This window comes from Virgisporangium ochraceum, from assembly GCF_016863655.1.
GTDB lineage: Bacteria > Actinomycetota > Actinomycetes > Mycobacteriales > Micromonosporaceae > Virgisporangium > Virgisporangium ochraceum.
The window spans coordinates 123,936-143,596 of the sequence record NZ_BOPH01000020.1; the positions used below are offsets into that span (position 1 = coordinate 123,936).

At 73.1% G+C, this 19,661-nt stretch carries 18 protein-coding genes; 11 read left to right on the forward strand and 7 right to left on the reverse strand.

Annotated features, from left to right (window positions below):
- Positions 1 to 157 precede the first annotated feature (157 nt).
- The 3 genes from Voc01_RS08240 to Voc01_RS08250 all read left to right on the forward strand — a co-directional run bounded on the left by Voc01_RS08240 (position 158) and on the right by Voc01_RS08250 (position 5,698).
- Positions 158 to 3,790, forward strand: coding sequence for a family 78 glycoside hydrolase catalytic domain (locus Voc01_RS08240; RefSeq protein ID WP_203926687.1), 3,633 nt, complete (start codon positions 158 to 160; stop codon positions 3,788 to 3,790).
- Positions 3,791 to 3,858: 68 nt separating this feature from the next.
- A complete protein-coding gene (locus Voc01_RS08245; protein WP_203926688.1) occupies positions 3,859 to 4,428 on the forward strand; it encodes an ArsR/SmtB family transcription factor in 570 nt (189 codons plus the stop codon).
- Between the two features lies 1 nt (position 4,429).
- Positions 4,430 to 5,698, forward strand: coding sequence for an MFS transporter (locus Voc01_RS08250; protein ID WP_203926689.1), 1,269 nt, complete (start codon positions 4,430 to 4,432; stop codon positions 5,696 to 5,698).
- On the opposite strand, the gene Voc01_RS08255 is transcribed toward Voc01_RS08250, so the two are convergent.
- On the reverse strand, positions 5,643 to 6,986 hold the full coding sequence (locus Voc01_RS08255) for an MFS transporter (protein WP_203926690.1): 1,344 nt from the start codon (positions 6,984 to 6,986) through the stop codon (positions 5,643 to 5,645). The two genes, Voc01_RS08250 and Voc01_RS08255, sit on opposite strands and share 56 nt — an antisense overlap.
- A 46-nt stretch (positions 6,987 to 7,032) precedes the next feature.
- On the opposite strand from Voc01_RS08255, the gene Voc01_RS08260 reads away from it, so the two are divergent.
- Positions 7,033 to 8,112, forward strand: coding sequence for a LacI family DNA-binding transcriptional regulator (locus Voc01_RS08260; RefSeq protein WP_203926691.1), 1,080 nt, complete (start codon positions 7,033 to 7,035; stop codon positions 8,110 to 8,112).
- Here Voc01_RS08260 and Voc01_RS08265 read toward each other — a convergent pair.
- The 3 genes from Voc01_RS08265 to Voc01_RS08275 are packed head-to-tail and all read right to left on the reverse strand — an operon-like array spanning position 8,107 to position 10,235.
- Positions 8,107 to 9,438 (reverse strand): BNR repeat-containing protein, encoded by a 1,332-nt coding sequence (locus Voc01_RS08265; protein ID WP_203926692.1) that lies wholly within the window; start codon positions 9,436 to 9,438, stop codon positions 8,107 to 8,109. The genes Voc01_RS08260 and Voc01_RS08265 overlap by 6 nt on opposite strands.
- 40 nt (positions 9,439 to 9,478) lie before the next feature.
- Entirely contained in the window at positions 9,479 to 9,793 is a 315-nt protein-coding gene (locus tag Voc01_RS08270; RefSeq protein WP_203926693.1) for an STAS domain-containing protein, read from the reverse strand.
- 58 nt (positions 9,794 to 9,851) lie between these two features.
- Positions 9,852 to 10,235, reverse strand: coding sequence for a hypothetical protein (locus tag Voc01_RS08275; protein WP_203926694.1), 384 nt, complete (start codon positions 10,233 to 10,235; stop codon positions 9,852 to 9,854).
- 166 nt (positions 10,236 to 10,401) lie between these two features.
- On the opposite strand from Voc01_RS08275, the gene argG reads away from it, so the two are divergent.
- On the forward strand, positions 10,402 to 11,856 hold the full coding sequence (gene argG / locus Voc01_RS08280; protein WP_203926695.1) for an argininosuccinate synthase: 1,455 nt from the start codon (positions 10,402 to 10,404) through the stop codon (positions 11,854 to 11,856).
- 115 nt (positions 11,857 to 11,971) lie between these two features.
- Positions 11,972 to 12,970, forward strand: a complete 999-nt coding sequence (locus Voc01_RS08285; RefSeq protein WP_203926696.1) for a hypothetical protein — start codon at positions 11,972 to 11,974, stop codon at positions 12,968 to 12,970.
- A 76-nt stretch (positions 12,971 to 13,046) separates the two neighbouring features.
- Here the strand turns inward: Voc01_RS08285 and Voc01_RS08290 are convergent, their stop codons facing one another.
- Both Voc01_RS08290 and Voc01_RS08295 read right to left on the reverse strand, forming a co-directional pair.
- Positions 13,047 to 13,610 carry a hypothetical protein gene (locus tag Voc01_RS08290; RefSeq protein WP_239160042.1) on the reverse strand — a complete coding sequence of 188 codons (564 nt, stop codon included), beginning with the start codon at positions 13,608 to 13,610 and terminating at the stop codon, positions 13,047 to 13,049.
- Between the two features lie 512 nt (positions 13,611 to 14,122).
- Positions 14,123 to 14,413: a peptidoglycan-binding protein gene (locus tag Voc01_RS08295; protein ID WP_203926697.1), complete on the reverse strand. Its 291-nt coding sequence runs from the start codon at positions 14,411 to 14,413 to the stop codon at positions 14,123 to 14,125.
- A gap of 86 nt (positions 14,414 to 14,499) precedes the next feature.
- Between Voc01_RS08295 and Voc01_RS08300 the strand changes: the two genes are divergently transcribed.
- Positions 14,500 to 14,646 (forward strand): hypothetical protein, encoded by a 147-nt coding sequence (locus Voc01_RS08300; protein ID WP_203926698.1) that lies wholly within the window; start codon positions 14,500 to 14,502, stop codon positions 14,644 to 14,646.
- A gap of 202 nt (positions 14,647 to 14,848) precedes the next feature.
- On the opposite strand, the gene Voc01_RS08305 is transcribed toward Voc01_RS08300, so the two are convergent.
- The gene (locus Voc01_RS08305; RefSeq protein ID WP_203926699.1) at positions 14,849 to 15,694 is read right to left on the reverse strand and encodes a M20/M25/M40 family metallo-hydrolase; all 846 of its coding nucleotides are present in this window, start codon (positions 15,692 to 15,694) and stop codon (positions 14,849 to 14,851) included.
- 36 nt (positions 15,695 to 15,730) lie between these two features.
- Between Voc01_RS08305 and Voc01_RS08310 the strand changes: the two genes are divergently transcribed.
- The 4 genes from Voc01_RS08310 (at position 15,731) to Voc01_RS08325 (ending at position 19,638) form a co-directional block, all read left to right on the forward strand.
- Positions 15,731 to 16,837 (forward strand): amidase, encoded by a 1,107-nt coding sequence (locus tag Voc01_RS08310; RefSeq protein WP_203926700.1) that lies wholly within the window; start codon positions 15,731 to 15,733, stop codon positions 16,835 to 16,837.
- 195 nt (positions 16,838 to 17,032) lie between these two features.
- Positions 17,033 to 17,848, forward strand: a complete 816-nt coding sequence (locus Voc01_RS08315) for a CPBP family intramembrane glutamic endopeptidase (protein ID WP_203926701.1) — start codon at positions 17,033 to 17,035, stop codon at positions 17,846 to 17,848.
- Positions 17,849 to 17,857: 9 nt separating this feature from the next.
- Entirely contained in the window at positions 17,858 to 18,988 is a 1,131-nt protein-coding gene (locus Voc01_RS08320; protein ID WP_203926702.1) for a sensor histidine kinase, read from the forward strand.
- Complete coding sequence (locus tag Voc01_RS08325; RefSeq protein WP_203926703.1) at positions 18,985 to 19,638, forward strand: response regulator; 654 nt, start codon at positions 18,985 to 18,987, stop codon at positions 19,636 to 19,638. Before Voc01_RS08320 ends, Voc01_RS08325 begins: the two co-directional genes overlap by 4 nt.
- Positions 19,639 to 19,661: the final 23 nt, after the last annotated feature.

Here is a 19,661-nt window from a genome sequence, read left to right on the forward strand (position 1 = left end):
GTGCCATTGCCGCGGCGGGCACCGTCAGCGGTCCATTGCGCATCGACGCGGGTCTCACTACAGTATCGACACGACCCGATTCATGAAACGTTTCATCGACCGCCCTCGACGGAACGGCGGGTCGCAACTCCATACCCCCACGACAGGAGCACTCCCCATGCCCCTGACACATCGTCGTGCGTGGCGCACGGCGTCCCTCGTCGCCGCTCTCGTCGCGGCACTGCTCGTCCCCTCCCCCATCGCCGCGCAGGCGGCGCCCGCCGGCCTCGACGGGGCGCACTGGATCTGGTACCCGGAAGGCGATCCGCGGGTGTCCGTGCCCGCCGCCACGCGGTACCTGCGCACGCGGTTCACCGTCCACAGTGGAGCCGTCAGCGAGGCGCAGTTCGTCGTCACCGGTGACGACACCGTCGACGTCTGGGTCAACGGGAAGCCGGTCGGCGGGTCGCCGCGCGTCGGCGACTCCTGGCGCCGGGCGCTGTACCTCGACCTGCGCGCGCACCTGACCACCGGCACGAACACGATCGCGGTCGCCGCCCGCAACACCGCCGCCGGGCCCGCCGGGTTGCTGGGCCGCCTCCGGGTCGTGGCGGCCGGCGGCACCACCGACCTCGTCACCGACGCGACGTGGAAGGCCGGCCAGAACGCGGTATCCGGTTGGGAGCAGCCCGGGTTCGCCGACTCCGGCTGGCCGGCGGCCCGCGACTCCGGCGCCTACGGCGTCTCACCGTGGAGCTCCGACGTCACCGCGCCGGACCCGGACGCCCCGTCACCGCTCACGGTCGTGTCCGCGACCGTCGAGCGGAAGACGGCACCGCTCGGCGTCGACGCGCCGCGGCCGCGCTTCGGATGGAAGCTCGCGTCCACGGCGCAGGGCCAGCGGCAGGCCGGCTACGAGCTCACCGTCTCCACGACGGCCGCGCACACCGGCGACGTGTGGACCACCGGCCGGGTGTCCGGCGCCCAGCAGGTCGACGTCGTCTACGGCGGACCGGCGCTGACCGGCCTGACCCGCTACTACTGGCGCGTGCGGGCCTTCGACGCGGAGGGCCGCACCGGACCCTGGAGCGCCACACAGTCCTTCGAGACCGGTACACAGTGGACGGCCGAGTTCATCGGGCGGAGCACCGCCGGCCTCGACCTCGCCGGCGCGAGCTGGATCTGGTACCCCGAAGGCGACCCGGCCGCCGGCGTACCCGCGGCCACCCGCTACTTCCGGCGCACGCTCGGCCTCGCCGGCGCGCCGGCGTCCGGACAGCTCGTCGTCACCGGCGACGACACCGCCGATGTGTGGGTCAACGGCGTCCAGGTGAGCGCGTCGCCGCGGGTCACCGACTCGTGGCGCCGGGCCGCGGTCGTCGACCTGCGCGGCCGCCTCGTGGCCGGTACCAACACGATCGCCGTCGCGGCGGACAACACCACGCAGTCGCCGGCCGGCCTCGTCGCGAAGCTCACGGTGTCGGGCGGCACGACCGTCGTGACCGATGCCGCGTGGAAGGCGTCGCAGAACGCGCCGGCCGGCTGGACCGCGCCGGGGTTCGACGACAGCGGCTGGCCGGCCGCCCGGGCGGTCGCCACGTACGGCAGCGGACCGTGGGCGTCGGGCGTGGCGGTCAGCGGGCCGGCTCCCCTGCTGCGCAAGGGTTTCACGGTCGACCGGCCGGTCCGCGACGCGCGGCTGCTGACCACCGCGCTCGGCCTGCACGAGACCCGGCTCAACGGCGCGAAGGTCGGCGCCGACGTGCTCGCACCCGGCTGGACCGACTACGCGAAACGGCTGCAGTACACGGTGCACGACGTCACCGGCCAACTCCGCCAGGGCGCGAACGCGCTCGGCGCCTGGCTCGGCAACGGCTGGTACTCCGGCAGTCTCGGCTTCGCGGGCAACCAGCGCTACGGCACCCAGCCGTGGTACAGCGCGCTGCTCGTGGTCACCTACACCGACGGCACGACGGCGACGGTCCGCACGGACAGCACGTGGCGCACCACGAGCGGCCCGATCCGTGCCGACGACCTGTACCACGGCGAGACCTACGACGCGCGGCTCGCCATCGCCAACTGGGACCGGCCCGGGTACGACGACAGCACCTGGGAAGCCGTACAGCTGAGAACCGGCCCCAGGCCGACCCTGGTGTCCCAGGTGGACAACGGCGCCACCGTGCAGCGCGAGTTCACCCCGGTGTCGGTGACCCAGCCGCAACCGGGCCGCTGGGTCTACGACCTCGGGCAGAACTTCAGCGGCTGGACCAGGATCGCCGCCAGCGGCACGGCGGGAACCACGCTGACGATCCGGCACGCCGAGGTGCTCAACCCCGACGGGACGCTCTACACCGCGAACCTGCGCGCGGCGCAGGCCACCGACCGGTTCACGCTGGCCGGTACCGGTGCAACCGAGACCTACGAGCCGCGGTTCACCGTGCACGGGTTCAGGTACGTGGAGGTCACCGGCAGCACCACCGCGCCGACGGTGACCGGACGCGCCGCCTGGACCACCGGCGCGCAACCCGGCACGCTCACCACGAGCAACGCGCTGGTGAACCAGTTGCAGCACAACATTCTCTGGGGCGAGCGGTCGAACATGCTCACGATCCCCACCGACTGTCCACAGCGCGACGAGCGCCTCGGCTGGACCGGCGACATCGCCATCTTCGCCGCGACGTCGACGTTCAACCTGGACATGCAGGCGTTCCTCGACAAGTACACCGACGACCTCGTCGACGCCCAGCGCGCCGACGGCGCGTTCACCGACGTGGCGCCGAACGTGTGCTGCGGAGCCGGCGCGGCCGGGTGGGGCGACGCCGGGGTGATCGTGCCGTACACGCTGTGGCAGCGCTACGGAGACCTGCGCGTGGTCGACGAGAACTTCGCCGCGATGGCGCGGTGGGTCGACTACCTGCGGGCCACGTCGGGTGCCGACCTCATCCGCGACCAGACCACGTACGGCGACTGGCTCAACGTGAACGACAACACCGCGCAGGACCTCATCTCGACGGCGTTCTTCGGGTGGTCGGCGCGGCTGGTGTCGCGGATGGCGGCCGCCACCGGTCGCGGCGCGCAGGCCGTGTCGTACGGTGCGCTGGCCGACCGGGTCGCGGCGGCGTTCGCCCACCGGTTCGTGGCGGCCGACGGGACCGTGAGCGGCAACACGCAGACCGGGTACGTGCTGGCGTTGGCGTTCGGCCTCACCGGCAACCGCACCCAGGCGGTGGCCGACAGGCTGGTCGCCCGGGTGAACGCCGCCGGCGGGCACCTCACCGTCGGGTTCCTCGGCGTGGAGAACCTGCTGCCGGTGCTGGCCGACAACGGTCACGCGGCGACCGCGTACCAGATCCTGCTGCAGCCCGGGTTCCCCGGCTGGGGCTACATGAACAGCCGTGGCGCCACGACGATCTGGGAGCGGTGGGACGGCATCCGGCCCGACGGCTCGTTCAACGACCCCGGCATGAACTCGTTCAACCACTACGGAATGGGCTCGGTCGGCGACTTCCTCTACCGCAGGGTCGGCGGGGTGGAAGCGGCCGCGCCGGGCTACTCGGCGCTGCGGATCGCACCGCTGGTCGGCGGCGGCCTCACGTCGGCGGCCGCCCGGTTCGAGACCCCGCACGGGCTCGCGGTCAGCGACTGGGCCGTGTCCGGCGGCGTCGTGACGCTGCGGGTGTCCGTACCGGCCGGGGTCGCGGCGACGGTCACCGTTCCGGGTTCCGGAAACGTGACCGCGCCGGCGCAGGCGGTTCCCATGGGTGCCCGCACGTACCACGTCGGGTCGGGCGCCTACACGTTCACGGGCTGACACCGTTTAGCAAGAGCCGTTGCGCAAGAGCCGTTGCGCAACGGCTCTTGTTATGCGACGGTGGGACCATGCCGAAGAAGGACGTGGTACAGGTTCGCGACTCCCGGGTGCTCGCCGCGGCGTCGCACCCGCTGCGGCGACGGCTCATGGACGTGCTGAAGGTCGACGGACCGGCCACCGCGACCATGCTGGCCGGGCACACCGAGCAGGCGGTGGCCAACGTCAGTCACCACCTGAAGGTCCTCTCCGGCGCCGGCCTCGTCGTCGAGGTGCCGGAACGGGCGCGGAACAAGCGGGAACGGTGGTGGGCGCTCGCGTCGACCGCCCTGCGCTGGAACAACTCCGACTTCGCCGACGACCCGGTGGGCCAGGCCGTCGCCAGCGCAGCGGCGTCGCTCAACCTCGACCGGCACACGAGCCTCGTACGGGCCTGGCACGCCGTGTCCGACGAGCGACGGGAGTGGGCCGACGCGGCGTTCTCCACCGACAAATGGTTCTCGATGACGCCCGAGGACCTCGCCGCCTTCGAAGGCGAACTGCAGGCACTCGTGAGGAAGTGGGCCACCCGTACGGTCACGGAGGATCCGCGCCGCGAACCGGTGTTCTTCTTCGCGCACGGGGTCCCGGGAAGGCCGTGACGTGACGACGACCCTGGCGCCCCGCGCGGACACCGACCCGGTCCGCGGCCGTGGCTTCCGGCTGCTGTGGGCCGGGCAGGCGGCCAGCGGTCTCGGTACCAGCGTGACCTGGGTGGCGCTGCCGCTGGTGGCGATCACGGTGCTCGACGCGACCGCGTTCCAGGTGGCCGTGCTGTCGGCGGCCGCGTGGCTGCCGTGGCTGCTGATCGGCCTGCCGGCCGGAGCGTGGGTCGACCGGCTGCCACCGCGGCCGCTGATGGTGTGGTGCGACGTCGCGTCGTTCGTGCTGTACCTGAGCGTGCCGGTCGCGGCGGTACTGGGCGGGCTGACGCTGCCGCACCTGTTCGCCGTGGCGTTCGGCACCGGCGCCGCGAGCGTGTTCTTCATGACCGCGTACCAGGTGTTCCTGCCGACACTGCTACCACCGGCCGACCTGCCCGCCGGCAACTCCCGGCTGCAGGGCACCGAGGCGGTCACGCAGGTCGGTGGACCGGGCCTCGCCGGTCTCATCGCCGGCGCGCTCGGCGCCGTGTGGGCGCTGTTCTTCGACGCGGTGACGTTCCTCGTCTCGGCCCTGTGCCTGACGGCGATCCGGGCACGGCCGCCGGTTCGGCCGCGACCGGTCGAGCGGCCGCCGTTGCGCCGCGCGGTCTCCGACGGGATCCGGTTCGTGGCACGGGACCCGTTCCTGCGGCTGTTCGCGGTCTACGGCGCGGCGAGCAACCTCGGGCTGGTCGCGTACCAGTCGATCCTCGTGGTGTTCCTGGCCCGCGACATCGGCCTGACACCCGGGGTCGTCGGCGCGGTCATGGCGGCGATGAGCGTCGGTGGAGCGGTCGGCGCGTTCGTGGCGCCGGCGCTGGGGCGGCGGCTCGGCACCGCGCGGGCCATGCTCGTCTGCCAGCTCGTGGCGATGCCGTCGGCACTGCTGATCCCGTTGACCGGCACCGGAACGCGGCTGCTGGCGGCCGTCGCCGGCGGGGTGCTGGTCGGCGTCGGTGTGGTGGCCGGCAACGTCGTCAAGGGCAGCTGGCGGCAGGTGTACACGCCGCACCACCTGCTCGGCCGCGTCGTGGCGAGCATGCACCTGGTGAACTTCGGCACGATGCCGCTGGGCGCGCTGGTCGGAGGCGCGCTGGCGAGCTGGCTCGGGGTGCGGTCGGCGATCTGGTGCGCAGCCGGGTTCCTGGCGCTGACCTGTCTCACCCTGCTGTTCAGCCGGCTACGGGTGCTCCGCGACCTGCCCGCGTCAGCAGCGCCGCCGCGGTGAGGCCGCACACCGCCGCGCCCACGGCCCACGCCGTCGCGGTGCCCGCCGCCGCCGCGACCACGAGCAGCCCGGCCACGCCGAGCGCGGTGCCCAGTTGGGCGCTGGTGTTCAGCAGCCCCGTCGCCGATCCGCCGAGCGCGTCGGGAACGTCGGTGCCCACCGCGGTCGCCGCGACCGACGCGATCCCGAGGCCGGTGCCGGCCACCGCCACCCCCGCGACGATGCCCGCGACGCTGCCGGACGTGGCCGCCAGCACCACGTTCCCGGCGGCGATGCCGCCGAGTCCCAGCGCGGCCAACGGTCGCGGCGCGAGGCGGGCGCCCAACGGCGTCGACAGGGCCGAACCCAGCACGACGCTGAGGCTGAACGGCAGCAGTGCCAGGCCCGCGCCGACCGCGGAGACCCCGAGCCGTTGCTGCATCAGGAGGGTGGCGAGCACGCCGGCGCTGCTCGTCGTCGCGGTGTTGACGAACGACACCACGGTTCCGGTGCGCAGGTTCGCGTCGGCGAGCGCGGCGCGCGGGACGAGCGGGTCGCGGGCGCGGCGCTGCGTCGCCACGAACGCCGCGCCGAGCGCCAGGCCGACGGCGACGAGCACGCCACCCGGTGCCCGCCGGTGGGCGTCCTCGGCCAGCGACGCCCCGAGGATCAGCGCCATCACCGCCGCGATCATCAGGACCGCGCCGACGGGGTCGAGCCGCGTCGCGTCGACCTGGGTCCGTGACCGCGGCACCAGCGCGCGGACGGCCACCACGAGCAGCAGCGCCACCGGCACGTTGACCCAGAACACCGCCCGCCAGCCGAAGACGTCGGTCAACGCGCCGCCGACCAGCAGCCCCAGGGCACCGGCGGCGGCACCCGTCGCGCTCCACGCCGCGATCGCCGCCCGCCGCCGGGTGTCCCCGCCGTCCGCGTCGCCGCGCGCCGCGTCCAACAACAGGCGCAACGCCGACGGGACGCTGACCGCGGCCGCCGCGCCCTGCAACGCCCGCGACGTGACCAGCTGGACGACCTCCTGCGCGGTCGCGCCGACCACCGACACCACGCCGAACGACACGATGCCGGCGAGGAGCACGCGGCGGTGGCCGTACCGGTCGCCGAGGCGGGCGCCGAACACCAGCAGGCCGCCGAAGAACATGGCGTAGACGGTCGCCACGACCGGGGTCGCCCGCGGGGAGGCGGACACGCCGGTCAGCATCGCCGGGATCGCCGTGATGGCGCTGGTCACGCCGAGCACATCGACGAACTGCACCGCACACAACGCGACGACGGGTCCGTACCGTCTCATCCCCCGACGCTACTTCACCGGTGAAGAAGTCGCATATCCTGGCGCCGTGCCCCGGAACCGCCGTCTCACCCTGCGTGACGTCGCGGCCGAGCTCGGCGTCTCGGCCAAGACGGTCTCCAATGCGTTCAGCCGGCCCGACCAGCTCTCGGCCGCGCTGCGCGAGCGGATCCTCGCCACCGCCGACCGGCTCGGGTACGCGGGGCCCGACCCGGTCGCCGCCGGGCTCGCGTCGGGACGCGTCGGCGCGATCGGGGTCGCCTACGCCAACCGCCTCTCCTACGCGTTCGACGACCCGGTCGCCCGCGAACTGCTCGCCGGAATGACGTCGGTCGCCGAGTCGGCGGATACGGGTCTGCTCCTGCTACCCGGTCGGCGGTCCGCGTCAGCGGTCACCCGGGCCGCGGTCGACGGGCTGATCGCGTGCTCGCTGGCCGACGACGACCCGGTCCTCACGGCGGCGCTCGCCCGCCGGTTGCCGCTCGTGGTGGTCGACCAGCCCCGCCCGGCCACGCTCGGACCGGGCGTGCCGTGGGTCGGTGTCGACGACCGCGCCGGCGCGGAGCGGGCCGCCGACCATCTGCTCGGTCTCGGCCACCGCCATCTCGGGGTGGTGTGCTTCGGCCTGTGGCGCGCACCGACGGCCGGCCTCGTCTCCGCCGCCGAGCAGCAGGCGGCCACGTACGCCGTGTCGCGCGACCGGCTCGCCGGCTACCGCGGCGCCGTCGAGCGTCGCGGCCTCGATTGGACGCACGTGCCGGTGCACCAGGGCACCGACAGCACCCCGGACGAGGGCGACGCCGGCGCCACCGCGGTCCTGCGTCTGTCGCCCCGGCCGACCGCGCTGCTCTGCATGAGCGACCGCCTCGCCGAGGGCGCGCTGCGGGCCGCCCACCGGCTGGGTCTGCGCGTCCCCGACGACCTCTCCGTCGTCGGCTTCGACGACGCGACACCCACCGCCGCGAACCTCGGCCTGACGACGGCGCACCAACCCGTACGCGCCAAGGGCGAGCGGGCCGCCGCCGTTCTCCTCACCCTTCTCCGCGACCAGGTGCCGGATCCGACGCCACCCTTGCCCGCGACGCTCGTGCTCCGGGGCTCCACCGCTGATGTGCCGCGCCGGTCATGACGCGGTGGACCAGTTCTGCACGTCGATCCGGCTGCCGCCGACCCGCGGCGTGTAGATGCTCAGGATGTTCTGCGTCGCCAGCAGCGGGTGGTCGATCAGCGGGTCGGACATGTACAGCGCGCCCGACCGGTTGCGCACCGCCCAGTCCGACCAGCCCGACGCCTTCGACGCGGTGGCGATCTGCAGGACGTTGGTGCCCGAATGTCCACTCACGACATAGAGGTTGTCGCGGGAGTCGACGGCGATGTCGCCGCGGCTGAGGCCCTCGGTCCAGCCGAGGTAGCGCTGGTTCCACACCGTGGAGGCCTTGTCGCGCCAGTAGTGCACGAGCACGGCGCTGTCGCGGGCGGTGTTGAAGTCGGTGACGCTCGGCGTGTTCGCGCGCAGGTGCGACTGCAGCACGTGCACGGTGCCGGCCGAGTCGACCACCTGCGACTCCTGGTTCATGAGGCCGCGGTTCTGGCTGTTCGGCCATACCTTCACGGCCGTACCGTTCGACGCCACCGGTTTCGGCAGCACCGTGCCGGTGTTGTTGCGCCAGGTGCGTCCCTTGTCGGTGCTGTAGGCGTAGAAGAGGTCGTGGTTGGTGCTGCCGTTCGAGGTCTCCCGCACGGTCCAGGTGGCGTGCAGCACGCCCGCGCGGTCGTACTCGATGCCGAACAGGTACGGATTGTTGTCGTACGACGTCCCGTCGATGAACTCACCGAGGTACGACCAGCCGCCGTTGGCGTACTCGTACAGCACCTCGTCGCCGTTGCCGCTGACGCCGGTGCGGATCGCCAGCTGCAGCGTGCCGTCCGGCGCGGCGAAGAACTGCGGGTAGGTGACGGTCGGCATGGCGGTGCCGGCGAGGCTGTTCTGCACGGGGCCGAAGGCGCTCGTCGACCAGGCGGCACCGGGGGTCGACCGGCGGTACTTGAACTGGTTGGAGTGCATGTCGAAGGCGAGGTGCACGGTTCCGTCACGCGGTGAGACGCCGATGCAGATGACGTTGTGCGAGTCGGTCGACGTGCTCCGGTAGTCGGTCAGCCGCAGGTTCTGCCAGGCACCCGAGGGCAGTTGGCGGCGCGACAGGTTCACGTAGCCGCTCTGGTCCCAGAACGCGGCGTACTGCCAGCCGCCGACGGTGGTGATGCCGTCCTGCTGGAACGACTCGCCGTTCATCAGGCCGGAGTAGCTCACCGCGGTGCGGCCGCTGGTGGTCAGCACGCTGGTGCCGAGGTGGGTGACGGTCGGGCTCGCCGCGGCGGCGGCGGTCGCTGTGGTCGCGACGGTCGCCAGCATGGCGGCGAGCGCGGCGCCGACGTTTCTGCTGGAACGTTTCACACCGCACACGGTAGCGTCGATGGCTATCGATATAAAGGGGTCAGCGGCCGACCGTGGTCAGCAACTGGTGCAGACCGGTGAGGTGCAGGATCTGGCGCACCTGCTCGGACATCTCGCCGACGACGAGCGGGGTGCCCCGCTCCGACGCCCGCCGGTACGCGGCGACCAGCGCGCCGACGCCCGAGGAGTCCCAGAACCGCACCCGCGACATGTCGACGACCACCCGGGTGGTCGCCGCGTCGTCGATGACCTCGGACAGCGCGCCGAGCAGCCCGTCGGCCACCACGAGGTCGACGTCACCACTCAGAGCGATCGTGGCGACACCGTCGCCGTCGACGGTGCGACTCACATCCACGGAGTTGGGTTCCTTCCTGTCCTGCGCGGAGCGCGGCCAGGACTGAGGAACCTTGATATCAGAGATCGCTGTCGACGCCAACCGACCTGCGTTGGTTCACCCGGCGCCGGGACCGGCGCGCGTCGGCCCGTCCCCACCGGCGGGTGCCGGGCCGGCGTTCGCGCGTCCGCGCCGACCGGCGGTCACCGGCCGTGTGCCGGGCGGCCCGGCGCGGGTACTGCGCCTGCGACCCGTCCACCGGCCGGGCGAGCCGGACGGCGACGGTGGCGCTGCCGAGCAGGCACAGGATGGTGGTGGCCACACCCACGGTGACGGCCGCCGCCGTAGCCGGGGTGGCACCCCGGTCGGTCAGTAGGAGCCGTCCGACGACCACCGGCACCGGTGCCACGGCGAGCAGCAGTGCCGCCGTGACCCATCGGCCGGCGCGATGCCATGTATTCACGAACCCGTTCCCTCCCCGCAGCCACTCTGCGGGGCGTTCGCGGGGTGGCCGGCGGACCACTTGTCCGCTTCCGGGTCACCCACGGTGATCCTCCCGACAGGTGGATTCGAAAAAACACCCCGGGGCGGGTGCATGATTATGCAGTGGACCGTATACACTTTCAGGCGTGTCCAAGGTCCTCAACTCCCTGCCTGTCGGTCAGCGGGTCGGTATCGCCTTCTCCGGTGGCCTCGATACCTCGGTAGCCGTCGCGTGGATGCGCGCGAAGGGCGCGGTGCCGTGCACCTACACCGCCGACATCGGCCAGTACGACGAGCCCGACATCGCGTCCGTGCCCGACCGCGCCACCGCCTACGGCGCCGAGATCGCGCGCCTGGTCGACTGCCGCGCCCTGCTCGTCGAGGAGGGGCTCGCGGCGATCGCCTGCGGCGCGTTCCACATCCGCTCGGGTGGCAAGACGTACTTCAACACCACCCCGCTCGGCCGGGCCGTCGCCGGCACGCTGCTCGTGCGCGCGATGCTCGAAGACGACGTGCAGATCTGGGGCGACGGCTCCACCTTCAAGGGCAACGACATCGAGCGGTTCTACCGCTACGGCCTGCTCGCCAACCCGTCGCTGCGCATCTACAAGCCGTGGCTCGACGCCGACTTCGTCACCGAGCTCGGCGGCCGGCGGGAGATGTCGGAGTGGCTGCTCGCACACGGTCTCCCCTACCGCGACAGCACCGAGAAGGCCTACTCCACCGACGCCAACCTCTGGGGCGCCACCCACGAGGCGAAGCGGCTGGAGCACCTCGACGCCGGTATCGAGCTGGTCGACCCGATCATGGGCGTGCGGTTCTGGGACCCGTCGGTGGAGATTCCCACCGAGGACGTCTCGGTCACGTTCGAGCGGGGCCGGCCCGTCGCGATCAACGGCAAGGAGTTCGCGTCACCGGTCGACCTGGTGCTCGAGGCCAACGCGATCGGCGGCCGGCACGGGCTGGGCATGTCCGACCAGATCGAGAACCGCATCATCGAGGCCAAGAGCCGCGGCATCTACGAGGCGCCCGGCATGGCGCTGCTGCACATCGTGTACGAGCGGCTGGTCAACGCCATCCACAACGAGGACACGCTGGCCAGCTACCACCTCGACGGCCGGCGGCTGGGTCGCCTGCTGTACGAGGGCCGGTGGCTCGACCCGCAGGCGCTCATGGTCCGCGAGTCCCTGCAGCGCTGGGTCGGCACCATGGTCACCGGCACGGTCACGCTGCGCCTGCGCCGCGGCGACGACTACTCCGTCCTCGACACGTCCGGGCCGGCGCTGAGCTACCACCCCGACAAGCTGTCGATGGAGCGCACCGAAGACTCGGCCTTCGGCCCCGTCGACCGCATCGGCCAGCTGACCATGCGCAACCTCGACATCGCCGACTCGCGCGCCAAGCTCGAGCAGTACGCCGGCATGGCCATGGTCGGCGGCAGCCCGCACCCGATGCTGGTCGGCGCCGCCCAGGTGGCGTCCACCGGCCTGATCGGCGCCATGCCCGAGGGCGGTGCCGAGGCCATCGCCGCCCGGGGCAACGGCACCGGCGAAGACGATTCGCTCCTCGACCAGGCCGCCATGGAGGCCGGCACCGACTGACAGCCCCACCCACGGACGGCCGGCCGCCCTGCCACGGGTCGGCCTCCCACGCCCGCCGCGGCGGGGTGCCGTTCGGCATCTGGTCGGGCGGTCCTCCGGGGCCGACCGTGGGTCCATGAGAGCTGTGAAGACGTTCGGAGCGGTGGGCTGGGCGTTGGCCTACGGGCTGCTGGCCCTCTGGTGGGCCGTGGGCGGGGGCGGGTTCCCGTTCGGGGACGGCGATCCCGATCCGGCCATCGCCAAGGGCATGTCCATTCTCGGGTGGGTGCGGCAGGAGAGGGCGGCGCCGGTCGTCGCGGCGGTGGTGTTCGGTGCGGGGGCCGTGGCACTGTGGCTCGCGGTGCGGGTCCGGCGGCAGCGGCCGGGTGGTCGGCTCGTCGAGGGGACCGCCTGGGGCGTCGCCGTGTTCCTCGGGGTGCTGCTGCCCGACTACCGGCCGCTCGTGGCGCTCGGCCACGTTCCGGTGCTGCTCGTCGGGATGCCGTTCGGGTGGCCCGACGGGGTGACCATCGCGTCGCAGTTGCCGTGGCCGGTGGTCAACCAGCTGGTGTGCATGGGTGGTGCGTGGCTGTTCGCCACGGTCGCGGCAGCGCACCGGCGCCTTCGGCTGGGCCGCGAGGTCGACAGCATCTCGCGGTGGGGGGTCGCCGCCACGTGGACCGCGGTCGCGGTGCCACTGGTCTACGCGGCGACCCGGTACGCGTGGGCGCTCGGCATCCCGGTCGGGTTCAGCGCGGAGCAGCTGCGGGCGATGGACCGGGAGATGCCCGGCATCTGGTGGGGTGGCGCCGCGATGGGAACTCTCGCCGTGCTGGGATCGGTGCTCACGGTCGGGCTGGTGCGGCCGTGGGGTGAGACGTTCCCGCGCTGGATCCCGCTGCTGCGTGGGCGGCGGGTGCCGGTACCGGTCGCGGTGGTGCCGGCCATGGTGGTCGCGATGGCGGTGACCTCGGCGGGGCTCATGTTCACGCGGCACGTCATCGCCGACCCGAGCAGCATCAACCTCGGTATCAACGGGCCGGCGGTGCTGTGGCCGCTCTGGGGACCGGCCCTCGCGGTGGCGGCGCTGGCCTACCGGCGTCGGCGCACCGGACCGGTGGGCGGGCACCCGTAGGCGGCGCCCAGGACCCCGTGCTCCGCGCGGGACGGGCCGGTGGGCGGGCACCCGTAGGCGCCCACCCACCGACCGGTCACGCGGCGTCGCGCAGGCCGGGGACCGTGACGACGACCAGCTCCGTGTCGTCGGCGCGGCCCGGGATGCGGCCGTCGTTGCCGGGGAAGTTGTTGTCGTTGGCGACCAGCACCCGGTCTCCGCGCAGCGGAAGCACCGACTCGACCGACCGCAGCGGGAACGAGAACAGCGGGCTCGACGAGCAGCAGCCGCCGGACGTCGAGGACCTGGGCGTCGCCGACGACGAGGTCGGCCGGGTCGACGCGGGACGTCCACGTGCGGCCGGTGTACGCACCGCGGCGCACGTCGATCTCGTGGACGACGCGCCGCCGCTGGTCGGGGTCGCCGGCACCGTCGCGGTCTCGCCGGGCGCAAGGTCGGGAGACTGCGGCGACTTTCCGACGTCCGGCAATGGGACCGGCGCGCGCAGCACCTTGCGGTCGGCGTCACGGACACCGTTCGAGATCAGGGGTTCGGGTCCGACGCCGAAGCCAGGCGGCGACGACCACCGGAACGGAGCGCTGTCGTGCAGAGGACCGCTGATCTTGGCTGGCCCGTTGCCGGGGCTTGATCCCGTCGCCACCCCCGTTGATCATCTTCACTGGCGAGAAGATGAAGTGACACTTGAGGTTTCCGCCAGGTAACTGTTCACCTGGTTGTGGTGGCTGTTCGTCGGGCACTTGTGGTCGCTGTGCCGCCAAAGGTGTCCGGCGGGGGCCGGAGGCGACCGTGTCGGCCGGTGTCGGCCGGTGTCGATGGAGGAGGTCGTGGCGATGGTGGACCTCCGTACACGTCATGGCATGTCTGGAAGTCCAAGATCGGGCCGGGAGAACACAGCCACCGGCGCCCACCACCACCTGAATAGTGACTCCGCCAGTAAAGTCGATCATGAGACTGGGTGGCCGGCGGAAACCTGATGCCGAAAGCTCTTTAGCAGCCGGTCGGGTGCCGCGTCACCCCGGCGGACCGGGATCACCGCCGAGAAGCCGGGTATGGGCTGGCCCGGGAACAGCGGCGTCACGCCGTTGACCGTCGTCGGCGGCGTCGCGGCCGTCGTCGGCGCACACTCGAGGGCGCACACTCGGGGGCGCGACGCTACGCGGCCAGCCCCAACCCGTGCAGTTCCCGGGCCTCGCGCGCGTACCGCACCAACGCGTGGCACGTCTGCGGACCCGCGACCCCGTCGACGGCCAGCCCCGCGCCGGCCTGGAACCGGCGCAGCGCCGGCTTCACGGCGGCATCCGGAGCGGACGGCGGCAGCGCGCCGATCTCGACGAGCAGCGCACGCACGGTGCGCGGGTCGGCCGGCGGAACATCGGCGGCCGACGCGGTGACCGTGCCGGCCAGCACCGCACCGACCACGCTGAGCGTGCGACGAACGGACATGGTGACCTCCCTATCGGTCCAGTGTGGCCGCCGACACTGGCACCGCCCTCAGGGAAATCCTGTGAATCCACCCTGAGAATGAGTGGGTGACGGAACCTCTGCTCGGAGACGACCTGCTGTGGCGGTCCGACGTGGTGGCGAACTGCGCGATGAACCGGTCACGCCAGGCGTCGACGTGCACCTGGTGTGCGCGCCCGTCGACCGGTTCGAGCCGCGCCAGCGGTTCGACCTGATCACGTGCGTGCACGGCCTGTACTACGTCGGCGACAAGCTCGGCCTGCTCGCCCGCGCCGCCTCGTGGCTCACCCCGACCGGCCGGGTTCCGGTACGAGCGGCGGCGGATCAGCCGCACCGGCCCGGCGACGGTCACGCCGCCCTACACGTACCTCGGTGCCGACGACTGGGCCGGCCCGAACTACACCGGCCAGCCCGCCGTCACGTCCCACTACCGGATGCCAGCGCCCGCACGGCGTCCGCGACCGTCAGGGTGACGCGGGCGGCGAAGTCCAGGTCGAGGGTGTCGAGCGTGTCGGTCGGCCGGTGGTAGTGCGGGTTCCGGAACTCGGCCGTGTCGGTGAGCATGATGCCCTTGCGACCGCTGAGCCAGTAGGGGTAGTGGTCGCTGCGGCCGGCGTTGTCGTTGTCGGCCGGCAGGTCGACCGGCAGCACCGGCAGGCCGTGTGCCCGACCGGCCGCCGCCAGCGCCGCCGCGTACCCGGCCGACGCGCCGTTGCCGACCGCCGCGATGAAGTCACCACGGCTGATCTCCGCGGGAAGGTCGACGCCCGCGGGGAAGCGCTGCGAGCCCGGGTTCCGGTCGCGGTAGCCGATCATCTCGAAGACGATCGCGCCGTCGACGTCGTCCGCGAGCCCGGCGACGTGCGCCCGGCTGCCGGTCAGGCCCGACTCCTCGCCGCCGAAGAAGCAGAACCGCACCGTGCGGGCCGGCCGGTCGCCGGACGTGAAGATCCGGGCGACCTCCAGCAGCCCCGCGACGCCGCTGGCGTTGTCGTCGGCTCCCGGGCTGCGCTCGACCGAGTCCCAGTGCGCGCCGACCTCGACGACCGGCCCGGCACCGGTTCCGGCCACCGACGCCAGCAGGTTCACCTCGTGCGCACCGGCGCCGTACGGCTCCCGCGTGACCTCGTACCCGTACGAGGCCAGGGTGTCGGTGATGTACGCGAGCGATTCGGCCACGGCGACGGGGTTCGTCTCGTGCCGCGGCCCGTACGCCGTCAGCCGCTCGATGTGGTGGCGCACAGCCCCGACCGGGAAACCCATTGGAACTCTCCTCGCGGTCCGCCGTAGGTTCGCCGGATGACGACCTGGATCACGCGCTTCGACGCGCCCACCGACGGGCGTCTCCGCGTCGCCGTCAAGGATGCCATCGACGTCGCCGGAACCGTCACGACGGCCGGATGCGCGGCGGTGCGCGACCGGGCGACGCCCGCGGCCGCCGACGCGGCGTGCCTCGCGGGGGTGCGCGCCGCGGGCGCCGCGATCGTCGGCAAGACCACGCTCACCGAACTGTGCGTCAGCCCGGTCGGCGACAACGCCGAGTTCGGCACGCCGGTCAACCCGCTGGCGCCCGACCGGATCCCGGGTGGCTCGTCGAGCGGCAGCGCCGTGGCGGTCGCGAACGGCGAGGCCGACCTCGGCATCGGCACCGACACGGGCGGATCGGTGCGGATCCCGGCCGCGTGCTGCGGCATCGTCGCGCTGAAGACCACCCGCGGGCTCGTGCCGACCGCGGGCGTCGTGCCGCTGGCGCCCACCCTCGACACGGTCGGGCCGATCGCGCGCGACGTCGCCGGCGTCGTCGCCGGCCTGCGGCTACTCGCTCCACACCGGACGGTCACGCCGCGTCGGGCTCGGGCCATCGGTCGCTTGCGGGTGGACGGCGTGGAGCCGGCCGTCGAGGCCGCTGTCGACGGTGCGCTGGACCGCGCGGGGGTGCCCGTCCGCGACGTGACGCTGCCCGGATGGGACGCGGCGCACCACGCCTTCGACACGATCGTGATCGGTGAGCTGTGGCAGGCGCACCACGACCTGCTCGACGTCGAGGGCGTCGGCGAGTTCGTCAACTCGGGCATCCGGGCGGGCCGCGGCGTCGACGCGGAGAGCCTGGCGGCCGCGCGCACGGCCGGCCTGGCGTGGCGGGCGGAGCTCACCGCGCTGTTCCGCGACGTCGACGTGATCGCCCTGCCCACGCTCGTCGCGGAGCCTCCACCACTGGCCGGCTTCACGTGGTTCCCGCTCACCCTCCTCACCGCGCCGGTCAACCTCGCTGGCGTCCCTGCCCTGTCGATGCCGGTGCCGTCACCGGGCTTCGCGGTTCCGGTCGGCCTGCAGCTGATCGGCCCGGCGCACGGCGAGGACCTGCTGTGCGCGACCGCGCTCGCCCTCGAGGCCGCGCTGGGCTGACGGGCGTTGGGCCGACCGCACCCGCCACGCCGGCCGACCGGCGCGCCCGCTGGACGCTGTGGGACGACGTCCGGCACCCCACGGAGATGCGGCCGCGTGTCCCCCGTGCGAGCTACCCGCAGGTGTCCACCGCACGGTGACGACCGGCGGCCGTGAAATCCCTAGCGTCGGACGCATCGACAGAGGAGGAAGTCAATGCGTCTGGTCAAGCAGCTCGCGGTCGTCGGTCTCGCCGCGTTTCTCGGCAGTCTCGCGGTCAACGCGGTCGATGGGAACCCGGGCCTCACGCTGGTGCTCGGGGTGGCGGCCGCGGTCCTTGCGATCGTCGCCTACCGGTGGATAGTGCGGCGGACGGAGCGGCGCGAGGTCGGTGAGCTGTCCCGACCGGGCGCGGTGCGCGCGACCGGACTGGGCGCGCTGCTCGGCATCGGGCTGTTCGCGGCGGTCATCGGCGTCATCGCCCTGCTCGGTGGGTACACAGTGGACGGTCGGGGTCCCGTGGGAGGCGCGGTGACCGCGCTGGGCTTCATGGCGGCCGCCGCCACGACCGAGGAGCTCATCTTCCGCGGCGTGCTGTTCCGGATCGTCGAGGAGCGCCTCGGCACCTGGGGCGCGCTGCTGCTCACCGGTCTCCTGTTCGGGCTCATGCACCTGGCCAACCCCGACGCCAGCCTGTGGGGCGCGCTGGCCATCGCGGTCGAGGCCGGCGGGATGCTCGGAGCCGCGTACGTCGCCACCCGCCGCCTGTGGCTGCCGATCGGCCTGCACTTCGGCTGGAACTTCGCCGAGGCCGGCATCTTCGGCACCGTGGTGTCGGGCACCGGGGAGAAGGAAGGGCTGCTCGACGGCACCATGTCGGGGTCCATGCTGCTCACCGGCGGGGACTTCGGCCCGGAGGCCAGCCTCGCCGCGGTGGTCGCCGGTCTCGTGATGACGGCCGCCTTCCTGACACTCGCCCGCCGGCGCGGTCACCTGACGCCGGTCCGGCGCCGCGCCCGGGTCGCCGGCTAGGCTCCCCCGGTGATCCGGTTCCGGCGGTTCCCGGACGCGTGGCGTCGGTTCGACGTCACGGTCCGGGACCTGCCGTTCGCGGTGCTGCTCGCCGGGCTGTCGCTCGTGCCGTGGCTCACCGGCTACGGGACCCGCCTGGGCGACCTGCCGAACCGGCCGTTCGACGCGTACACGGCCGGGGTGGTGGCGCTGGAGTGCATGCCGCTCGCGGTCCGGCGGCGGTGGCCGGCCGTCTGCCTGCTGCTCGTGTCGGTCGGGTTCGCGGTCGACCAGATCCGCGGCTACCACACGGCCGCCGGCACGGCGCTGCCGATCGCGTTGCTCAGCGCGGGCATCCACCTCGACCATCACCGGCGCGCCACCGCGGTGCTGCTGTCGGTCGCGTACGTTCCGCTGGCGCTGGCGCTCGACGGGGCCGGGTCGCCCGAGGGCCTCTGGGGCTTCACGACGTTCTACGTGATGCTCGCGATCGCCTGGGGCATCGGCGGGTGGGTGCGCCGGACGCGGGCCGCGGAGGCCGAGCACCGGCGCTACGTCGCCGAGACCACCCGGCTCGCCGAACGCACCCGGATCGCCCGGGAACTGCACGACGTGGTGACGCACCACGTGACGGCGATGGTCGTGCAGGCAGAGGCCGCGCGGTACCTCACCGCCGCCCCCGAACGCCTCGACCAGACGCTGACCGCCGTCACCGACACCGGCCGGCGGGCCATCTCGGACCTGCGGCACCTGCTCGACCTGCTGAACCCGGAGCATCACGCGGAGCCGGTCGGCGACCTGCACGCGCTCGTCGAGCAGACCCGCAACGCCGGTCAGCCGGTGGAACTGGCCGAGGACGGCGGCCCGTCGGGCCGGGCCGGCAGCGCCGACGCGGTGGCGTACCGGGTGGTGCAGGAGGCCCTGACCAACGCCCTCAAGTACGCACACGGCAGCCGCACCGTGGTGCGCGTGCGGCACGGCGCGAAGGAGATCGACGTGGAGGTCAGTACCGACGGCGGTGGGTCGCGCGCCGCGTCCCCGGGCGGGAGCGGGCGCGGCCTCACCGGTCTGCGCGACCGGGTCGAGGTTCTCGGCGGTGAGTTCACCGCGGCGCCGCGGCCCGGCGGCGGGTTCGTCGTACAGGCCCGGATCCCGTCGTGATCCGGGTCCTCGTCTGCGACGACCAGGCGCTGATCCGCACCGGGTTCGCGACCATCATCGACGCGCAGTCCGACCTGGAGGTCGTCGGCGAGTGCGCCGACGGGCGCGCGGCCGTCGACCTCGCCGCAAAGCTGCGCCCCGACGTGGTGGTGATGGACGTGCGGATGCCCGTGCTCGACGGCATCCAGGCCACCCGGCTGCTCGCCGGCGCCGGGGTGGCCGAGCCGGTGAAGGTGCTCGTGGTGACGACGTTCAACCTCGACGAGTACGTGTACGAGGCGCTGCGCGCCGGCGCCAGCGGCTTCCTGCTCAAGGACGCGCCGCCGGCGCAGCTGCTGCACGGCATCCGCACGGTGAGCACCGGCGCGGCCCTGCTCGCCCCCGAGGTGACCCGTCAGCTCGTCGGCCGGTACGCCGCGCGGATCCGGCCCACGGACGGCGGCGCGTCCGCCGACACCCCGTTGACGCCGCGGGAGCTGGAGGTGCTGCGGCTCATCGCCGACGGCCGGTCGAACAGCGAGATCGCCGCCACGTTGGTGATCAGCCAGGAGACCGTGAAGACGTACGTGTCGCGCATCCTCACCAAGCTCGACCTGCGCGACCGGGTGCAGGCTGTCGTCTACGCCTACCGCCGCGGGCTCGTCACCTGACGGGCGGACGACGAGCCCGACGG